The organism is Lolliginicoccus suaedae (assembly GCF_008312885.1).
Classification (GTDB): domain Bacteria; phylum Actinomycetota; class Actinomycetes; order Mycobacteriales; family Mycobacteriaceae; genus Lolliginicoccus; species Lolliginicoccus suaedae.
Map to the genome: position 1 here is coordinate 201,105 of NZ_VSSO01000003.1, position 15,849 is coordinate 216,953.

The 15,849-nt window shown below is 69.0% G+C and carries 15 protein-coding genes and 1 tRNA gene; 7 read left to right on the forward strand and 9 right to left on the reverse strand.

Annotated features, from left to right (window positions below; translation table 11 throughout):
- Positions 1–91: 91 nt before the first annotated feature.
- The 5 genes from FXO18_RS10125 (at position 92) to FXO18_RS10145 (ending at position 4,610) form a co-directional block, all read left to right on the forward strand.
- Positions 92–997, forward strand: a complete 906-nt coding sequence (locus FXO18_RS10125; protein WP_149360997.1) for an ABC transporter substrate-binding protein — start codon at positions 92–94, stop codon at positions 995–997.
- Entirely contained in the window at positions 994–2,031 is a 1,038-nt protein-coding gene (locus FXO18_RS10130) for a FecCD family ABC transporter permease (RefSeq protein WP_149360998.1), read from the forward strand. Before FXO18_RS10125 ends, FXO18_RS10130 begins: the two co-directional genes overlap by 4 nt.
- Positions 2,028–2,843 (forward strand): ABC transporter ATP-binding protein, encoded by an 816-nt coding sequence (locus FXO18_RS10135; RefSeq protein WP_235900597.1) that lies wholly within the window; start codon positions 2,028–2,030, stop codon positions 2,841–2,843. Before FXO18_RS10130 ends, FXO18_RS10135 begins: the two co-directional genes overlap by 4 nt.
- A 9-nt stretch (positions 2,844–2,852) precedes the next feature.
- On the forward strand, positions 2,853–4,016 hold the full coding sequence (locus tag FXO18_RS10140; protein WP_149360999.1) for an acyl-CoA dehydrogenase family protein: 1,164 nt from the start codon (positions 2,853–2,855) through the stop codon (positions 4,014–4,016).
- A 288-nt stretch (positions 4,017–4,304) separates the two neighbouring features.
- The gene (locus tag FXO18_RS10145) at positions 4,305–4,610 is read left to right on the forward strand and encodes a rhodanese-like domain-containing protein (RefSeq protein ID WP_149361000.1); all 306 of its coding nucleotides are present in this window, start codon (positions 4,305–4,307) and stop codon (positions 4,608–4,610) included.
- Positions 4,611–4,705: 95 nt separating this feature from the next.
- Here the strand turns inward: FXO18_RS10145 and FXO18_RS10150 are convergent, their stop codons facing one another.
- Positions 4,706–6,094 (reverse strand): cystathionine beta-synthase, encoded by a 1,389-nt coding sequence (locus FXO18_RS10150; RefSeq protein ID WP_149361001.1) that lies wholly within the window; start codon positions 6,092–6,094, stop codon positions 4,706–4,708.
- A 152-nt stretch (positions 6,095–6,246) separates the two neighbouring features.
- Here FXO18_RS10150 and FXO18_RS10155 point away from each other — a divergent pair, with 152 nt between their 5' ends.
- Both FXO18_RS10155 and FXO18_RS10160 read left to right on the forward strand, forming a co-directional pair.
- Positions 6,247–7,347 carry an SGNH/GDSL hydrolase family protein gene (locus tag FXO18_RS10155; protein WP_149361002.1) on the forward strand — a complete coding sequence of 367 codons (1,101 nt, stop codon included), beginning with the start codon at positions 6,247–6,249 and terminating at the stop codon, positions 7,345–7,347.
- A gap of 48 nt (positions 7,348–7,395) precedes the next feature.
- Positions 7,396–8,613 carry an acetyl-CoA C-acetyltransferase gene (locus FXO18_RS10160; RefSeq protein ID WP_149361003.1) on the forward strand — a complete coding sequence of 406 codons (1,218 nt, stop codon included), beginning with the start codon at positions 7,396–7,398 and terminating at the stop codon, positions 8,611–8,613.
- Between the two features lie 336 nt (positions 8,614–8,949).
- Here FXO18_RS10160 and FXO18_RS10165 read toward each other — a convergent pair whose 3' ends face one another.
- The 8 genes from FXO18_RS10165 to FXO18_RS15995 form a co-directional block, all read right to left on the reverse strand.
- On the reverse strand, positions 8,950–9,771 hold the full coding sequence (locus FXO18_RS10165; protein ID WP_187774299.1) for a Bax inhibitor-1/YccA family protein: 822 nt from the start codon (positions 9,769–9,771) through the stop codon (positions 8,950–8,952).
- 411 nt (positions 9,772–10,182) lie between these two features.
- Complete coding sequence (locus FXO18_RS10170) at positions 10,183–10,743, reverse strand: flavin reductase family protein (RefSeq protein ID WP_149361005.1); 561 nt, start codon at positions 10,741–10,743, stop codon at positions 10,183–10,185.
- Positions 10,744–10,823: 80 nt separating this feature from the next.
- A tRNA-Leu gene (locus FXO18_RS10175) sits at positions 10,824–10,901 on the reverse strand.
- A 20-nt stretch (positions 10,902–10,921) separates the two neighbouring features.
- The gene (locus tag FXO18_RS10180) at positions 10,922–11,884 is read right to left on the reverse strand and encodes a Ppx/GppA phosphatase family protein (RefSeq protein WP_149361006.1); all 963 of its coding nucleotides are present in this window, start codon (positions 11,882–11,884) and stop codon (positions 10,922–10,924) included.
- Positions 11,881–12,429 carry a DUF501 domain-containing protein gene (locus FXO18_RS10185; RefSeq protein ID WP_149361007.1) on the reverse strand — a complete coding sequence of 183 codons (549 nt, stop codon included), beginning with the start codon at positions 12,427–12,429 and terminating at the stop codon, positions 11,881–11,883. The genes FXO18_RS10180 and FXO18_RS10185 overlap by 4 nt, the downstream gene beginning before the upstream one ends.
- Positions 12,426–13,076, reverse strand: coding sequence for an FtsB family cell division protein (locus FXO18_RS10190; protein ID WP_149361008.1), 651 nt, complete (start codon positions 13,074–13,076; stop codon positions 12,426–12,428). Before FXO18_RS10190 ends, FXO18_RS10185 begins: the two co-directional genes overlap by 4 nt.
- A gap of 8 nt (positions 13,077–13,084) precedes the next feature.
- Positions 13,085–14,371, reverse strand: a complete 1,287-nt coding sequence (gene eno, locus FXO18_RS10195; protein ID WP_149361009.1) for a phosphopyruvate hydratase — start codon at positions 14,369–14,371, stop codon at positions 13,085–13,087.
- 261 nt (positions 14,372–14,632) lie between these two features.
- Positions 14,633–15,763 carry a lytic transglycosylase domain-containing protein gene (locus tag FXO18_RS15995; protein WP_235900598.1) on the reverse strand — a complete coding sequence of 377 codons (1,131 nt, stop codon included), beginning with the start codon at positions 15,761–15,763 and terminating at the stop codon, positions 14,633–14,635.
- Positions 15,764–15,849 lie beyond the last annotated feature (86 nt).

The window sequence follows — 15,849 nt, forward strand, 5'->3', positions numbered from 1 at the left end:
GGTAGACGCGGTGCCCCGCCCCCACCGGTAGGCTGATCGAGGCTCGCGCGCAGCGACGCGCACCATCGAGCAACGGGGAGGAAGGCGCGCGATGAGAACCTTGAGGATGGTCGCAGCGGCAGGATCGCTCCTGCTGCTCGTCGGCTGCGGCACCAGTGCGCCCGGCGAGGGCGATGCAAGCGAGGCGAGCGGCGGCGGGCCGTTCCCCGTGACGGTGGACGGCACGACCGTCGAGTCGGAGCCCGAGCGCATCGTCTCCCTCTCCCCCGCAGTGACCGAGATGCTCTTCGCCATCGACGCGGGCGACCAGGTGGTGGCCGTCGATGAGTACTCCAACTATCCCTCCGACGCCCCGGTCACGGATCTCTCGGGATTCTCGCCCAACATCGAGGCGATCGCATCGTATGATCCTGACCTCGTGATCGTCTCCGCGTACGGCGACGAGATCGTGCCCCAGCTCGGTGCGCTCGGCATCACGACCTTCGTCGCCCCCGATGATCCCACCGTCATCGACAACGTGTACGAGCAGATCACCGGCCTCGGCACGCTCACCGGCAATGCCCCCGAGGCCAGGGACCTGGTCGAGCGCATGCGCGCTGATCTCGGCAAGCTCATCGAGGATGCGCCGCAGCGCGACGAGCCGCTGACCTACTACATCGAGATCGACGACACCTACTGGACCTACACGGCGGGCAGCCTTGTCGGTTCCCTGCTCGAGCAGCTGGGCCTGCGCAACATCGCCGATGACGAGGCATCCGTGTCCACGCAGCTCTCGGCGGAAGCGATCGTCGCCGCCGATCCCGACGTCATCTTCCTGATGAACTCGGGCTTCGGGGTGGATGCGGAAGCAGTCGCGGCGCGGCCAGGGTGGGGCACCATCACCGCGGTCCGTGACGGTGCGATCTTCCCGCTCGACGCGGATATAGCCTCGCGGTGGGGACCGCGCACCGTGGATCTCGTCGCCGAGGTAGCGCGGGCCACCGACACCCTCCAGTGAGGCGGCAGCGCGGGCGCGCCTGGTGGATCGCGGGAGGCATCGTGGTCCTTGCCATCGCGGGCATCTCGGGCCTCGCGCTGGGAGCGGCGGGCCTGCCATTGCGCGGCGTCACCCTGGAAGTGCTGAACCTCCTGCCTGGCGTCGGCATCGAGTCGGGGCTCACCGAGCGCGAGGCCGCCATCGTGACCCGGATCCGGCTTCCCCGTGTCGTTCTCGGCATGCTCGTCGGCGCCATGCTGGCCCTCGCCGGGGCCGCCTACCAGGGCGTGTTCCGCAATCCGCTCGCCGAGCCCTACCTGCTTGGCGTTGCCGCCGGGGCCGGGCTCGGGGTGACCGTGGTGATAGCGCTGCAGCCCAGCATGGCGGCAGGGTTGCCCGTGACCGCTCCCCTCGCCGCGTTCACCGGAGCGCTCGGTGCGGTCACCGCCACCTACTTGCTCGGCGCGGCAGGCGGACGGGCCCGCTCGACCGAAGCGTTGATCCTCGCGGGCGTCGCGGTGTCGGCATTCCTCACCGCGCTGCAGACCTACGTCCTGCAGCGCCACGTCGAGGTGATCCGACAGGTCTATACGTGGCTGCTCGGCAGGCTCGGCGGTGCCACCTGGGGCGATGTGCGGATGCTGCTGCCCTACGCCATCATCTCCGCAGTGGTGATCCTGCTGCTCGCCCGCCCGCTCGATGTCCTGTCGGTGGGCGACGATGAGGCAGCCGGGCTGGGACTCGACCCCCGGTTCGTCCGGATCGCGCTGCTCGCCGCCGCGTCGCTGGGAACAGCCGCCGCGGTGTCGGTCTCCGGGCTCATCGGGTTCGTCGGCATCATCGTTCCCCACCTGGTTCGGATGCTGCTGGGCACGTCCTATCGCATGATCCTGCCGATGTCGATGCTGCTCGGCGCGGCCTTCCTGGTGCTCGCCGACCTTGCTGCCCGCACCGTGGACATGCCCCGCGAAGTACCCATCGGTGTGGTGACGGCCTTTCTTGGCGCACCGTTCTTCGTGCTGGTGCTGCGGGCGACGAGGCGGACCGGACCATGACCGCACCGGGAACCGTGCCAATGCTGTCCATCGCCGGGGCCACCGCCCGCCTCGGTGGGCGCGAGGTCCTCCACAGCGTGAGCCTCGACGTCGAGCGTGGCGAATGGGTGACGATCATCGGGCCCAACGGCGCGGGCAAGTCCACGCTGCTGCGCGTGATCACCGGCCTGGTTCGTCATAGCGGCGAGGTTCGCATCGATGGCCGACTCGCGGCCGGACTCTCCACGCGGCAACGGGCCCGCCTCATCGCTACCGTCGCGCAGAGCCCCATCATCCCGCCAGGCATGCTCGTGCGGGACTACGTGCTGCTCGGGCGCACCCCGCACATCCCGCTGCTGCGCGCCGAGACCACCCGCGACCAGGCCGCTGCCGAGGACGCCATCGCGATGCTGGATCTCGCAGCGTTCGCCGACCGCCGCCTCGACCAGCTCTCCGGTGGCGAGCGGCAGCGCGCTTTCCTCGCCCGCGCGCTCGCCCAGGATGCACCGCTGCTGCTGCTCGACGAGCCCACCACAGCACTCGACATCAGCCACCAGCAGGATGTGCTCGAGCTTGTCGACGAGCTGCGCCGCCAGCGCGGGCTCACCGTCGTCTCCACCATGCATGACCTGTCCATCGCCGCGCAGTACGCCGACCGCATGGTCCTGCTCGCCCGCGGGATCGTTGCCGCCACCGGCCGCCCCAGCGAGATCCTGACGGCCCCGATCATCGAGGAGCACTACGGCGCCTCCGTACGGATCCTGCCCGGCCCTTCCGGACCTGTCGTCGCACCGATCCGGCCAGAGAGCACGAGGCGGCGGTCCGTGCGGTAGACATGGACCATGACGTCTGTGGATGAACTGTTCGCCATCGAGGGACTGCTGGCCGGGGAGGAACTGGACGTGCGCGCCACGGCTCGCGCGTTCGCTGACCGGGAGCTTCGCCCGCACATCGCGGAATGGTACGACGCTGGCACGCTGCCCGTGCGGGAGGTGGCGCGGGAGTTCGGTCGCCTCGGCCTTCTCGGCATGCACCTCGACGGCTACGGCTGCGCCGGAACCTCCGCGACCGAGTATGGCCTCGCGTGTCACGAGATCGAAGCCGTGGACTCCGGGCTGCGCAGCCTCATGTCAGTACAGGGATCGCTGGCGATGCACGCGATCCACGCCTACGGCTCCGAGGAGCAGAAGCAGCAATGGCTGCCAGGCATGGCCGCTGGCGAGCTGATCGGCTGCTTCGGGCTGACCGAGCCCGATTTCGGCTCCAACCCGGGCGGCATGCGTACCCGTGCGCGCCGCGATGGGAAGGACTGGATCCTGGATGGCTCGAAGATGTGGATCACCAACGGCACCGTCGCGGACGTGGCGGTGGTGTGGGCGCGCACCGACGACGGAGTGCGCGGATTCCTCGTGCCCGCCGGGACTCCGGGGCTCGAGGCACGGGTGATGCGACGCAAGCTGTCGCTGCGGGCCTCGGTCACTGCGGAGCTCTCCTTCGATGGCGTGCGGCTGCCCGCGGATGCCCTGCTGCCGGGGGCACGGGGCCTGCGGGCACCGCTGGGCTGTCTGGGCGAGGCACGGTTCGGCATCGTGTTCGGCTCGATGGGTGCCGCGCGAACCTGCCTGGAGACCGCTATCGATTACGCGAAGTCGCGCGAGGTGTTCGACAAGCCGCTCGCCGGGTACCAGCTCACCCAGGCGAAGATCGCCGACGGGGCCGTCGAGTACGGCAAGGGCATGCTCCTCGCGCTGCACCTCGGGCGACTGAAGGACGCGGGACGGATTACCCCGGAGCAGGTGAGCGCGGGCAAGCTCAACAACACCCGCGAGGCACTCGCCATCGCTCGGGAGTGCCGGACGATCCTCGGCGCCAACGGCATCACGCTGGAGTATCCGGTGATGCGGCATGCGGCGAACCTCGAGACCGTGATCACCTACGAGGGGACGTCGGAGGTGCACCAGCTCGTGCTCGGGCAGGCGCTCACCGGCGAGAACGCCTTCCGGTAGCTGGCGGCCGCGTAGGGGCTGCCACGCACGTCTCGGGGACGGTGCCGCGCACGTCTCGCAAACGCGATAGAAGCTGTCGGGAAGCCAGGTCGATTTCTATCGCGTTTAGCAGTTTCCGGTGCTTTTGCCGTCGGGGGGCACAGAGCGTGCCGTCGGTGGGCACGGAGCGCACCGACGGCACCGCCCTCGCGCTGGAGGCCTCCCTCTTCCCAGATGGTCGATCGCGCGCTATCCTGGGTCCAGACAATACCCCAGGGGGTATATGAGAGAGCCTGAAGGAGGCACCTGATGCGCGAAGTCGACGTACACACCCTCAACACCGCATGGACCGACAACGCCACCGTCATCGACGTCCGCGAGGACTTCGAGTACGCTCGCGGCCGCGTCCCCGGTGCCACGCTCATCCCCCTCGGCGAGCTCGCCGACCGCGTCCACGAGGTCCCCAGAGCGGGTCGGGTGTTCGTCATCTGCGCCTCGGGGAACCGCAGCCAGATGGGCTCGATGATCCTCGCGCAAGCCGGCCACGACGCAGTGTCCGTCGCCGGCGGGACCGCCGCCTGGGCGCGCTCCGGATACCCCCTCGAGCGCGGCTGACCTCCCCCCGGTCACCCCCGCCCCCGGAACGCAGCGCCCGGCGCGCAAGGAAAGCCCCGGACCATCCCCCCTGGTCCGGGGCTTTCCGCTGTCAGCTATCCGAGGCCAGAGTTGTGGAAATGGAGCAGGTCATAGCGGGTTATCACGCCGACCGGCTTGCCATCCTCGACCACCATCAGCGCGTCGATATCAGCGAACGCCTTCTGCGCGTCCTCGACGGTCTCGCCCGTACCGATCAGCGGCAGCGGCTTGCCCATGATGGAGCTCACGGGATCTGCAAGGTTGGCGCGGCCCTCGAACACGGCGCTGAGCAGGTCCCGCTCGTTGAGGCTGCCCTGCACCTCGCCAGCAGTGATCGGAGGCTCCGCCCCCACCACGGGCATCTGGGAAACGCCATACTCGCGCATGATCTCGATGGCATCGCGCAGCGTCTCCTGCGGATGGGTATGCACGAGGTCAGGCAGCTTGCCCGACTTGCCACGCAGCACGTCCCCGACGTAAGCGACCTTCGAGGAGCCGTCGAGGCGGCTGCGGAGGAACCCGTACGACGACATCCACGCGTCGTTGAAGATCTTCGACAGGTAGCCACGACCACCGTCCGGGAGCAGCACCACGACGACTGCGTCCGGCCCGGCCTTGCGGGCCACCTCGAGCGCACCGACCACGGCCATGCCGCAGGAGCCGCCGACGAGCAGCCCTTCCTCGCGCGCGAGGCGGCGGGTCATGTCGAACGAATCCGCGTCGGAGACCGCGATGATCTCATCGGGGATGGCGGGATCGTAGGCGCTTGGCCAGAAGTCTTCGCCCACGCCCTCCACGAGGTACGGGCGTCCCGTGCCACCGGAATACACCGAGCCCTCGGGATCGACGCCGATGACCTTCACCGCGCCGCCGGAGACCTCCTTGAGGTACCGGCCCGTGCCCGTGATGGTGCCGCCGGTGCCGACGCCAGCCACGAAGTGCGTGACCTTGCCCTCGGTGTCGCGCCAGATCTCCGGGCCCGTGGTCTCGTAGTGGCTCTCGGGGCCTGCCGGGTTCGAGTACTGATCGGGCTTCCAGCCGCCCGGCAGCTCGCGCGCCAGCCGGTCGGAGACGCTGTAGTAGCTGTCGGGATGCTCGGGCGGCACCGCGGTGGGGCACACCACGACCTCCGCGCCGTACGCCTTGAGGACGTTCCGCTTGTCCTCGCTGACCTTGTCCGGGCACACGAACACGCACTTGTAGCCACGCTGCTGGGCGACGAGGGCGAGGCCGATGCCGGTGTTGCCGGACGTGGGCTCGACGATCGTGCCACCAGGCTGCAATGCCCCCGATTCCTCCGCCGCGTCGATCATCTTCACCGCGATACGATCCTTCGAGCTGCCCCCTGGATTGAGGTACTCGATCTTGGCGGCGACAATGCCGGGGAGGCCTTCGGCGACAGAGTTCAGCTTCACCAGCGGGGTGTCACCGATGAGGTCGACCACGTGATTCGCAATGCGCATGCCCCTATCGTTCCAGATAGTCGCGGCGCGGGGAAACGCGGGGGAAACCGTGACCGTCCTGGTGCGCCGGAGTGTCCGTGCCGCCCATCCCACGTATAGATTTGTGGAGCAGCCCCAACGCGCCCCGAGCATTGGCCGAAGGAGTCACGAGAATGCCGCCAGAACAGGACGACACCACCGTGATCGGTAGCGAGTCGTCGTTCTCGGCGGTCTCCACGAAGACCGCCGCCGCCGCCATCATCGGTGCCTCCACCGCCGCTGCGGCCAGCTGGGGCACCTACCACTTCCTCGCCGCGCAGGCCCGCATCGCGCGATTGCGCATCGGCAAGCTACCGCCCTACCCGCCCGAGGCGGATGGTGTCTACTCGCCCAACGGCGGACGGCCGGAGCGATGGGGCTCCCAGAAGTCCGCCGACTTCCACCTGATGATCTTCGGCGACTCCACCGCGGCAGGGCTCGGCTGCACCTTCGCCGACGAGACACCCGGCGTGCGGCTCGCCCGAGGCCTCGCCGAGGAATCCGGCAAGCGAGTCCGGCTGAGCACCAAAGCGATCAGCGGCGCCACCTCCAAGGGCCTGTCCGGGCAGGTCGACGCGTCGTTCGTCGCGGGAAGCCCACCCGACGTGGCCGTCATCCTCATCGGCGCCAATGACGTGACCGCCCGCCAATCCGTCCGGGCGGCCGCGCGGAGATTGCGCGACGCCGTTCGCCGCCTCCATGCCGCCGGCTCGGTGGTGATCGTCGGCACCTGCCCCGACCTCGGCATCGTCACCGATGTGCCGCAGCCGCTGCGCGCGGTCATCCGCCGCTGGGGCCTGCGCCTCGCCCGCGCCCAGGCCGCCGTGACCCGCGCCGAGGGCGGGCACCCCGTGCCGCTCGCGGACCTGCTCACCCCTGAGTTCCTGGCATCACCGGACCGCATGTTCTCCACCGACCGGTTCCACCCCTCCCCTGCTGGCTACGAGCTCGCCGCCCGCAACATCCTGCCCGTGATGTGCACCGCGCTCGGGATCTGGCACGGCGGCCCGCTCGAGGACCTGCCCGAGGTCTCCGCGGCCGTGGAGGCCCGGCGTCCCACCGTGCGTGCCTGGAACGCGCTCAACCGCGCCTGGTTCCGGCACCGCCAGCCCCCTCGTCCGCGCGAGACTGGAATCCGCGGCCGGCGAAACCCCTTCGGTGTCGCTCCCGCGGCGAACCTGCGCCGTGTCGCGCGGCAGCACCGCCATGGCAAGCGCTCCCCCCTGCCGGACTAGCCTGTAAGAACACGCCCCACATCTCAACCCATCGATCGAGGAGTTCCCATGCCCGAGGCAGTCATCGTCTCCACCGCCCGTTCCCCCATCGGGCGGGCCATGAAAGGCTCCCTCAAGGGGATCCGGCCGGACGACCTCGCCGCCCAGATGGTCGCCGCCGCGCTCGCGAAGGTGCCCGAGCTCGACCCGACCGAGATCGACGACCTGATGCTCGGCTGCGGCCTCCCCGGCGGCCAGCAGGGCTTCAACATGGCGCGCAACCTGTCGATCATGCTGGGCTACGACAACCTCCCCGGCACCACCATCACCCGCTACTGCGCGTCATCGGTGCAGACCACCCGCATGGCCCTGCACGCCATCAAGGCCGGCGAGGGCGACGTGTTCATCTCCGCGGGCGTGGAGAGCGTCTCCAGCTTCCTCCGCGGCAACTCCGACTCCCTGCCCGACACCAAGAACCCCTTGTTCGCCGAGGCCGAGGAGCGCACCGCCGCAGCCGCGCAGGGCGGCACCACCTGGCATGACCCCCGCGAGGACGGCCTGCTGCCCGACGCCTACATCGCCATGGGCCAGACCGCCGAGAACGTCGCCCAGCTGACCGGCATCAGCCGCGAGGAGCAGGACCGCTGGGGCGTGCGCTCCCAGAACCGCGCCGAGGAAGCCATCAACTCCGGATTCTTCGAGCGCGAGATCACCCCCGTCACCCTGCCCGACGGAACCGTCGTCACCACCGATGACGGACCGCGCGCTGGCACCACCTACGAGGCCGTGTCGCAGCTCAAGCCCGTCTTCCGCCCCGACGGCACCATCACCGCCGGAAACGCCTGCCCGCTCAACGACGGAGCCGCAGCGCTGGTCATCATGTCCGACACCAAGGCCAAGGAGCTCGGCCTCACTCCCCTCGCCCGCATCGTCGCCACCGGTGTCTCCGGCCTGTCGCCCGAGATCATGGGCCTCGGCCCCATCGAATCGACCAAGCGCGCCCTCGCCACCGCCGGAATGTCGATCTCCGACATCGACCTGTTCGAGATCAACGAGGCGTTCGCCGTGCAGGTCCTCGGTTCCGCGCGCGACCTCGGCATCGACGAGGACAAGCTGAACGTCTCCGGTGGCGCCATTGCCCTCGGCCACCCGTTCGGCATGACCGGTGCCCGCATCACCACCACACTGCTGAACAACCTCTCCACCCACGACAAGCAGTTCGGCCTCGAGACCATGTGCGTCGGCGGCGGACAGGGCATGGCGATCATCCTCGAGCGCCTCAGCTGACGCAGGTGCGGTAGCTGCTTCCCAGTGGCTGCCTTGGCGCGGTGGCTGCCGCGTTGCTCGGTGGGCGTGATAGAGCGAATCCAACACCCTTAGCGCGTAGCTGCCACGCCTAGCATCCAGCAGCCACGGATATTTCCGTGGCTGCTGTGCGCGAAGGGTGGGTAGAGCACACGATGGGTGGCAGATAGCCTGCGCAAGAGTGCGGATTGCCATCGACGAGCTACCCGGCCACCACACAGGGCAGCAGCGCGGGCCACCACCGGCCCAACAAAGCAACGACCCCCGGCGGGGAATCCCTGCCGGGGGTCGTTTCTCGCTGATGGACCAGCTACGTCATCATTCCTGGAAGTAGCTGAGCAGGCGCAGGATCTCGATGTACAGCCACACCAGGGTGATGGTGAGGCCGAGCGCCACGCCCCAGGCGGCCTTCTCGGGCGCGCCCATGCGGATGAGCTGATCGGCCTGGTCGAAATCAAGCAGGAAGCTGAACGCAGCGAGCCCGATGACGAACAGGGAGAAGAGGATGGCGAGCGGGCCACCGTCGCGCAGGCCGAGGCCATCCGCCATGAAGAAGCTGGCAACCAGGTTGGCGACCATGAGGATGAGCGCACCGATCATGCCGGCGACGATCATGCGGGTTAGGCGCGGAGTGACCCGGATGGCGCCCGTCTTGTAGACGACCAGCATGCCGAAGAACACGCCGATCGTGCCAAGCACCGCCTGGACGATGATCGTTGATGTACCACCCGCGAAAATCCAGGAGAGCGCACCCAGGAACACGCCCTCGGCCGCGCCATAGCTGAGCACGATCGCCGGGTTGTCCATCTTCTTCGCGAACACGGCCACGAGCACGAGCACGAGGCCAACGATCATGCCGCCGAAAACGAGGAGCGGGGCAAGACCGGGGTTGCTGTTGGTGAGGAAGTACGACAGCACTGCGGCGACAACGAGCACGCCAAGGGTCGCGCCGGTCTTGGTGACCACGTCATCGACCGTCATGGCACGGTCCGGCGTGACAGGCTGGTACTGGTCACGATGCTGGGTCTGCCCGTGCTGGTAGGCGGCCTGGGCGCCACCTGCGGCGCCGCTGCCGAACGTCGCGTATCCGCCGGGGCTCTTCGGCAAGTTCTTGAACACCGGGTTGCTGCTGGTGCGCACCGTGAGTTCCTTTCGTCTAGGCTGTCGGGCTAGCCACTGGCTCGGTGCCCGAGGATCATTCCTGATCTTGCCGTGATAACGAACAACCCGCAGCGGAAGTTCCACCATGGGCGAACGGTCCAACGACAAATCGGACAGCTCCTACTTTACCTGCGCCAACACCCGAAGGCAGGGGTGAGACCAGGCACATGCTCGCGTCGATGCAGGATCGTGGTGCGCGTTCCGGCCGCGAGTGTGCGCCCCCGCCCGCGAGTGTGCGCTTGCCCCGCGAGTGTGCGAAAAGCGACAGCAATTCCGCCGGGAGCTGTCGTTCTTCGCACACTGGTGGGGCTAGGTGGGGCTGGGCAGGGCTGGGCGAGCCCACCGCACCGAAGCACCCCGCACCCCGCGAACCCCGCCGGCCACACGGGCTCAGCGGATGGGGAACTCGTGGAAGACGTGAAACGCCCGGTTGGTGTACACCAGCGGCAGGGCGTGGGAGTCGTTGTGCGCGACGTCGATGACCTCTGCCGCGACGATCACGGATTCGCCCACCTCCATGTGCCCGATGGCGCGGCAGTGCATTCGGATGGCGACGTCGGTGAGGTACGGCTCGCCGCTGGAAAGGCGGTCCCACTTCATGTCTGGCCCGAAGCGCGTGCTGCCGGGGGTGGCGAACACCTGCGCGAGCGCGAGATCGCCCGCGTCGAGGAGGTGCACCACCATTGTTTGCGCGTGCCGCACTGCCTGCGCGTTGGCCGAGAGCGTGGAGATGGTGAATGACAGGGCCGGCGGATCGATGCCGACGGAGGCGACCGACGAGGACAGGATCCCTACGGGCCCGTCTGGGCTGCTCGCGGAGATGATGGCCAGCCCGGCCGGTTGGCGGCGAAACGCCCTGCGGAAAAGGTCGCGGCATTCGAGCTCGGCGGCCCGAGACTTTTCGGTCGCACCGGCAGGCACGTTGGTGGAGGCTTCTTCGCTGGTGGCCATGCGGGGGATTCCTCCTGTTCGACGGTACTGCCGGATCGCCTGCCCTCGACCCTAGAGGGTGCGGCACGGAGAGGTCACATTGGTGCCCCCGGTGGGACTCGAACCCACACCTGGAGCGGTTTTAAGCCGCTTGCCTCTGCCAATTGGGCTACGGGGGCGTGCAGGGCGACCACATCTCTCAGGTGCCGCCGACGAGGGACCAGGCGATTCCGTCAAGGATGTCGTGCTCGCTGACGGTGAGGTCGCGGATGGGCGAGACGGCGGCGATCTCCTCGGCGAGGATCTGGGTGACGAGCGCTCCGCCGCCGATGACGTCGGCCCGGCCGGGATGCATGGGGCCGAGCGCGAGCCGCTGCTCGCGGGTCATGGCGAGCAGTTCGTCGCAGACCTCGCGGAGCCTGTCGAAGGGGACGGTGGAGAGGTGGATGCGCGCGGAGTCGTAGGTGGGGTGGCGGTGCGCGAGCGCGGCGAGGGTGGTCATGGTGCCAGCGACACCGATCCAGGTGCGCGCGGGCGCGAGGGGCACGCTGTTGAAGGCATCGCGGAGGATGCTTCGGGCGGTGGCGCGGGCTTGCGCGATCTCGCCGGTGGTGGGTGGGTCGCTGTGCAGGCAGCGCTCGGTGAGCCGGACGCAGCCGATGTTGACGGAGCGGGCGGCCTCGACCGTTCTGGTTCCGTACACCACCTCGGTCGAGCCTCCGCCGAGGTCAACGACGATGAAGGGGCCGTCGCCAGCGGGAAGATCATTGACGGCTCCGATGAAGGAGAGCCGGGCTTCCTCGTCGCCGGTGATGACCTCGGCGCGGGTGCCGGGGATGACGGCGCCCAGGACTTCCTCGGTCATGTCGAAGAACTCGTCGCGGTTGCGGGCATCACGGGTAGCGGAGGTGGCGACCATGCGGATCTGCTCAGCACCGGCGTCCTTGATGAGGCTTGCGTAGTCGTTGAGGCAGCTCCGGGTTCGCGCGAGCGCGTCGGGGTGGAACTCCCCCGTGGCGTCGATGCCTTGTCCCAGCCGGACGACCGTCATGCGGCGATCCACATCACCGAGGACGCGGGAACCGTCAGTGTCCTCGGTGATGTCGGCGATAAGAAGGCGCAGCGAGTTGGTGCCGCAGTCAATGGCGGCGACCCTCGTCACTGGGCTTCTTCCCGGTCCGCTTCCTGGTCGGCGTGGATGCCCGGCCAGTCGCGGGGCAGCACGGTGCCGATCAGGTCAGGCTCGTCGCGGGCCATCAGCACCACGGTCTCGTCCCCGAGCGGGTTGGTTCCAGGTCCCTTGGCGAGGGCGTGCGCGACGAGCACATGCAGGCACTTGACGCGGTCGGGCATTCCCCCGCCGGAGAAGTCCGTGCCGAGGGACTCGATGCTGTCGCGCTCGCGCAGGTAGTCCTCGTGCGCGGCACGATAGGCGGCGGCGAGACTGGTGTCCGCGGCGATCCGGTCGCTCATCTCCTTCATGATGCCGCCGGACTCGAGGCGGCTCGCCGCTGCGGTCAGCCGCGGATGCGTGAGGTAGTACAGCGTCGGGAACGGTGTGCCGTCAGGCAGGCGCGGGGCGGTCTTGACCACGCCGGGCTCGCCGCTCGGGCAGCGGTAGGCGATGGCAAGGACTCCCCGGGGCTCACGGCCTAGTTGCGCGGAGACCGCTGCGAGGTCGGCGGGCGGGACTTCGGGCACGCTCACTCCGCGGGATCCTGTTCGATGGGGGCGATCGGCATGTTCATCTCGCGCTGTGGTCCTTCGTCTCGCTGCACTGACATCTCGCGCCAGAGCTGGGTGTACCAGGGGTCGCGGCTGCCCGGCAGGAGCTGCTCACCGGATCGGCCCTGATCCCGCTCGTCGAAGAACTGTACCCGGTACGGCGTCTCGCCCGGGAACACGTATCGCAACCGCTCCCGCGCCTGTTCCTTGATGTACGCGGGATCGTCCTGCAATTCCTTCTCGGCCCGCAGCGCTGCCACATCCGCACGCAGGTGCTCCTGCTCGGCCGCGATCTGGCGGGCCTCGCTCCACTGCGAGAAGTACGTGCGCAGCGGCATGACGAAGGTGAGCACGAGCGCGCCCACGACCAGCGCGAGGATGAATGTCTGCCGCGTCGACCATCCCGTGCGCGGCGCCTTGTTGCTTGTGATGGTGGTGCGCTTGCTGCTGGAGCGCGCGGCCGCGCGCTGCGCCGCTGCTTGCGTGCCCCGTGCCCGGGAGTCCGGACCGTGCAAAGCACCGGAGCGACGCGGCAACGCGGACCGCCCGGGCCGGGGATCAGCGCTGCGTCGCGCTTCCCTGCCCGGGCGGGCCGCTGCCGAAGAGGTGGTTCCGCGTTCCCGGACCATGGGTGTGTCTAGCTGCTCCAGTTGAATCGCGGGAACGCGCCGGCACCCGCGAAGCGAGCCGCATCGCCGAGGGCTTCCTCGATGCGCAGCAACTGGTTGTACTTGGCGACGCGCTCGCTGCGGGCCGGGGCACCAGTCTTGATCTGGCCGCTGCCGACAGCGACGGCGAGATCCGCGATGGTGGTGTCCTCGGTCTCGCCGGAACGGTGGCTCATCATCGTCCGGTACCCGTTGCGGTGCGCGAGATCGACCGCGTCGAGCGTCTCGGTCAGCGTGCCGATCTGGTTGACCTTGACGAGCAGCGCGTTGGCGATGCCCCGGTCGATGCCGATCTGCAAGCGCTCCGGGTTCGTGACGAACAGATCATCACCGACGAGCTGCAGCGAGGAACCAACCGCATCGGTGAGGGTCTTCCACCCGTCCCAGTCGTCCTCGCTCAGTGGGTCCTCCACCGATACCAGCGGGTAGGCGCCGATGAGGTCGCGGTAGAACTCGGCCATCTCGTTGGCGCTGCGCACGGTGCCCTCGAAGCGGTAGCCGGTGCCGTCCTCGTAGAACTCGGTGGCGGCCACATCCAGGGCCAGCGCGACATCGCTGCCGAGCTTGAGCCCCGCCTTGTCGACGGCCTCGATGATGAGGTCGAGCGCTTCCTTGGTGCCTGCCACGTCCGGCGCGAAGCCACCCTCGTCGCCGAGGCCCGTGCCCAGGCCCTTCGACTTCAGCACTGACTTGAGCGAATGATAGACCTCGGTGCCCCAGCGCAGGGACTCCCGGAACGACGGGGCGCCGATCGGCGCGATCATGAATTCCTGCACGTCCACGCCAGTATCGGCATGCGCGCCACCGTTGAGGATGTTCATCATCGGCACGGGCAGCACGTGCGAGTTCGGGCCGCCGACGTAGCGGAACAGCTCGAGGCCCGAGGACTCGGCGGCCGCGCGCGCCACTGCCAGCGAAACACCAAGGATGGAGTTCGCGCCCAGCCGCGACTTGTCGGGCGTGCCATCAAGATCGAGCATCGCCTGGTCCACGGCCCGCTGCTCGATGGCGTCGAGGCCGATCAGCGCGGGAGCGATCTCATCGAGCACCGCGTTGACAGCCTGCTGCACGCCCTTGCCGAGGTAGCGATCACCGCCATCGCGCAGCTCGACGGCTTCATGCTCCCCGGTGGATGCACCTGAGGGAACGGCGGCCCGCGTCACGGTCCCGTCATCGAGCGCAACCTCCACCTCCACGGTGGGGTTGCCCCGGGAATCGAGAATCTCGCGCGCTCCGACCTGTTCAATGACGGCCACGACTCACTCCTTTGGCAGCTGACAACAACGTACGGGGCGGCACGCTCCGCAATGACCAATCTTGCCAGCCTCGAGGGTAGCCGCCGCAGCGGCCTCCTCGTTTCAGGCGCGCAGGGGGAATCGGGCTTGCTGGAACGAGCCCGGGCCACCGCTCGAGTTGTGTGAGGTTTTGCCCCCCTCCATCGCTCCGAGAGGGGGCGAAAGCTCACACAACCGAGGCGTCGCAGCCAGCGCCACGGACCGCGCGAGCCGCAAACCGGCCTATTGCGCGGTTGCCTGCTGCTCCTCGACGAACTCCAGCATGTTGCGGACGTGCGCGCCGAGCCGGCGCAGCGCTTGCTCGGCGCGGGCCTGGCGCTCCGCCTCGGTGAGCTCGCTCGTGGCGGGAACCACGGCCCCGGCCTGGGTCTCCGGTGGCGGTGGTGGTGGTGGTGGAGCGTCTGCTGGCGGCGGGGGTGGCGGCACCTCAGCGGGCGGTGGAGGCACGTCACCAGGAGGCACGTCCCCCGGCGGTGGCGGAGGCACCTCGCCCGCGGGCGGAGCGGGTGCCGGTTCCGGCGGTGGAGGTGGCGGCGGAGGAGCGGGCACGAAGACCTCGTCGCGGCCGTACTGGGTGGCCTTGAGGTGGACGGACTTGAGGTAGTCCTCGGAGTAGTTGTAAGCGAGGACGGCGCTGCGCCAGCCGATCGGGGACCGGAGATCGCCACCGGATGCACACAGGTAACGGGCTGCGGAGTATGTGGCGTCGTCGAGGCCGTCGGGGTTGGCGATGCCGTCGCCGTCGGCGTCGCTTCCCCAGATGCGCCAGGTGGCGGGGATGAACTGCATGGGCCCCATGGCGCGGTCGAACTCGGGGTCGCCGTCGAGCTCGCCGCCGTCGGTGTCGCGGATCTCGGCGATGCCCGGCCGGCCGTCGAGCGCGATGCCGCGGATGGGCGGCAGGGAGTAGCCGTTGCCGTCGATGGGGGTGCCCTCGTAGGTGCCGTGCCAGCTCTCGATAGCGCCGATGCCGGCGAGGGTGGTCCAGGTGATGCCGCAGCCGGGGTTGGTCACCTGGAGGAGCCGGGCGGCGTTGCCGTAGGCCATCATCGCTTGGTGCGGGATGCCGAGGGCGTCGCTGTGGGCGCGTGCCCAGCTGTCGAGCTGCCAGGCGGTGCGGCCGGGCGCGTTGACGTCGATGGGCGGCACGGGGGTGCCCGGGTAGGGCGCGAGGAGATGCGGGGCGATGTCGGCTACGTCGGCGACGTCGATGACCGAGGCTGGTGTGATACCGACTGCGTGCGGGTCGGTGAGCGCTATCGCGGTGCCGAGCGGCAGTGCCGCAACGGCGGCTGCGGCGGCGATGATGCGGCGCGGCTTTCGGGGCGGCGTGTTCCGTCGGGTGGGTGTCACCCGTCCCACTGTGGTGCCGCGGGCTGCGGTGTGCACCAGTCGTTTCCGAGGCTTTCGACAACCGTGCTGTGTTCGTGATCTTGCAG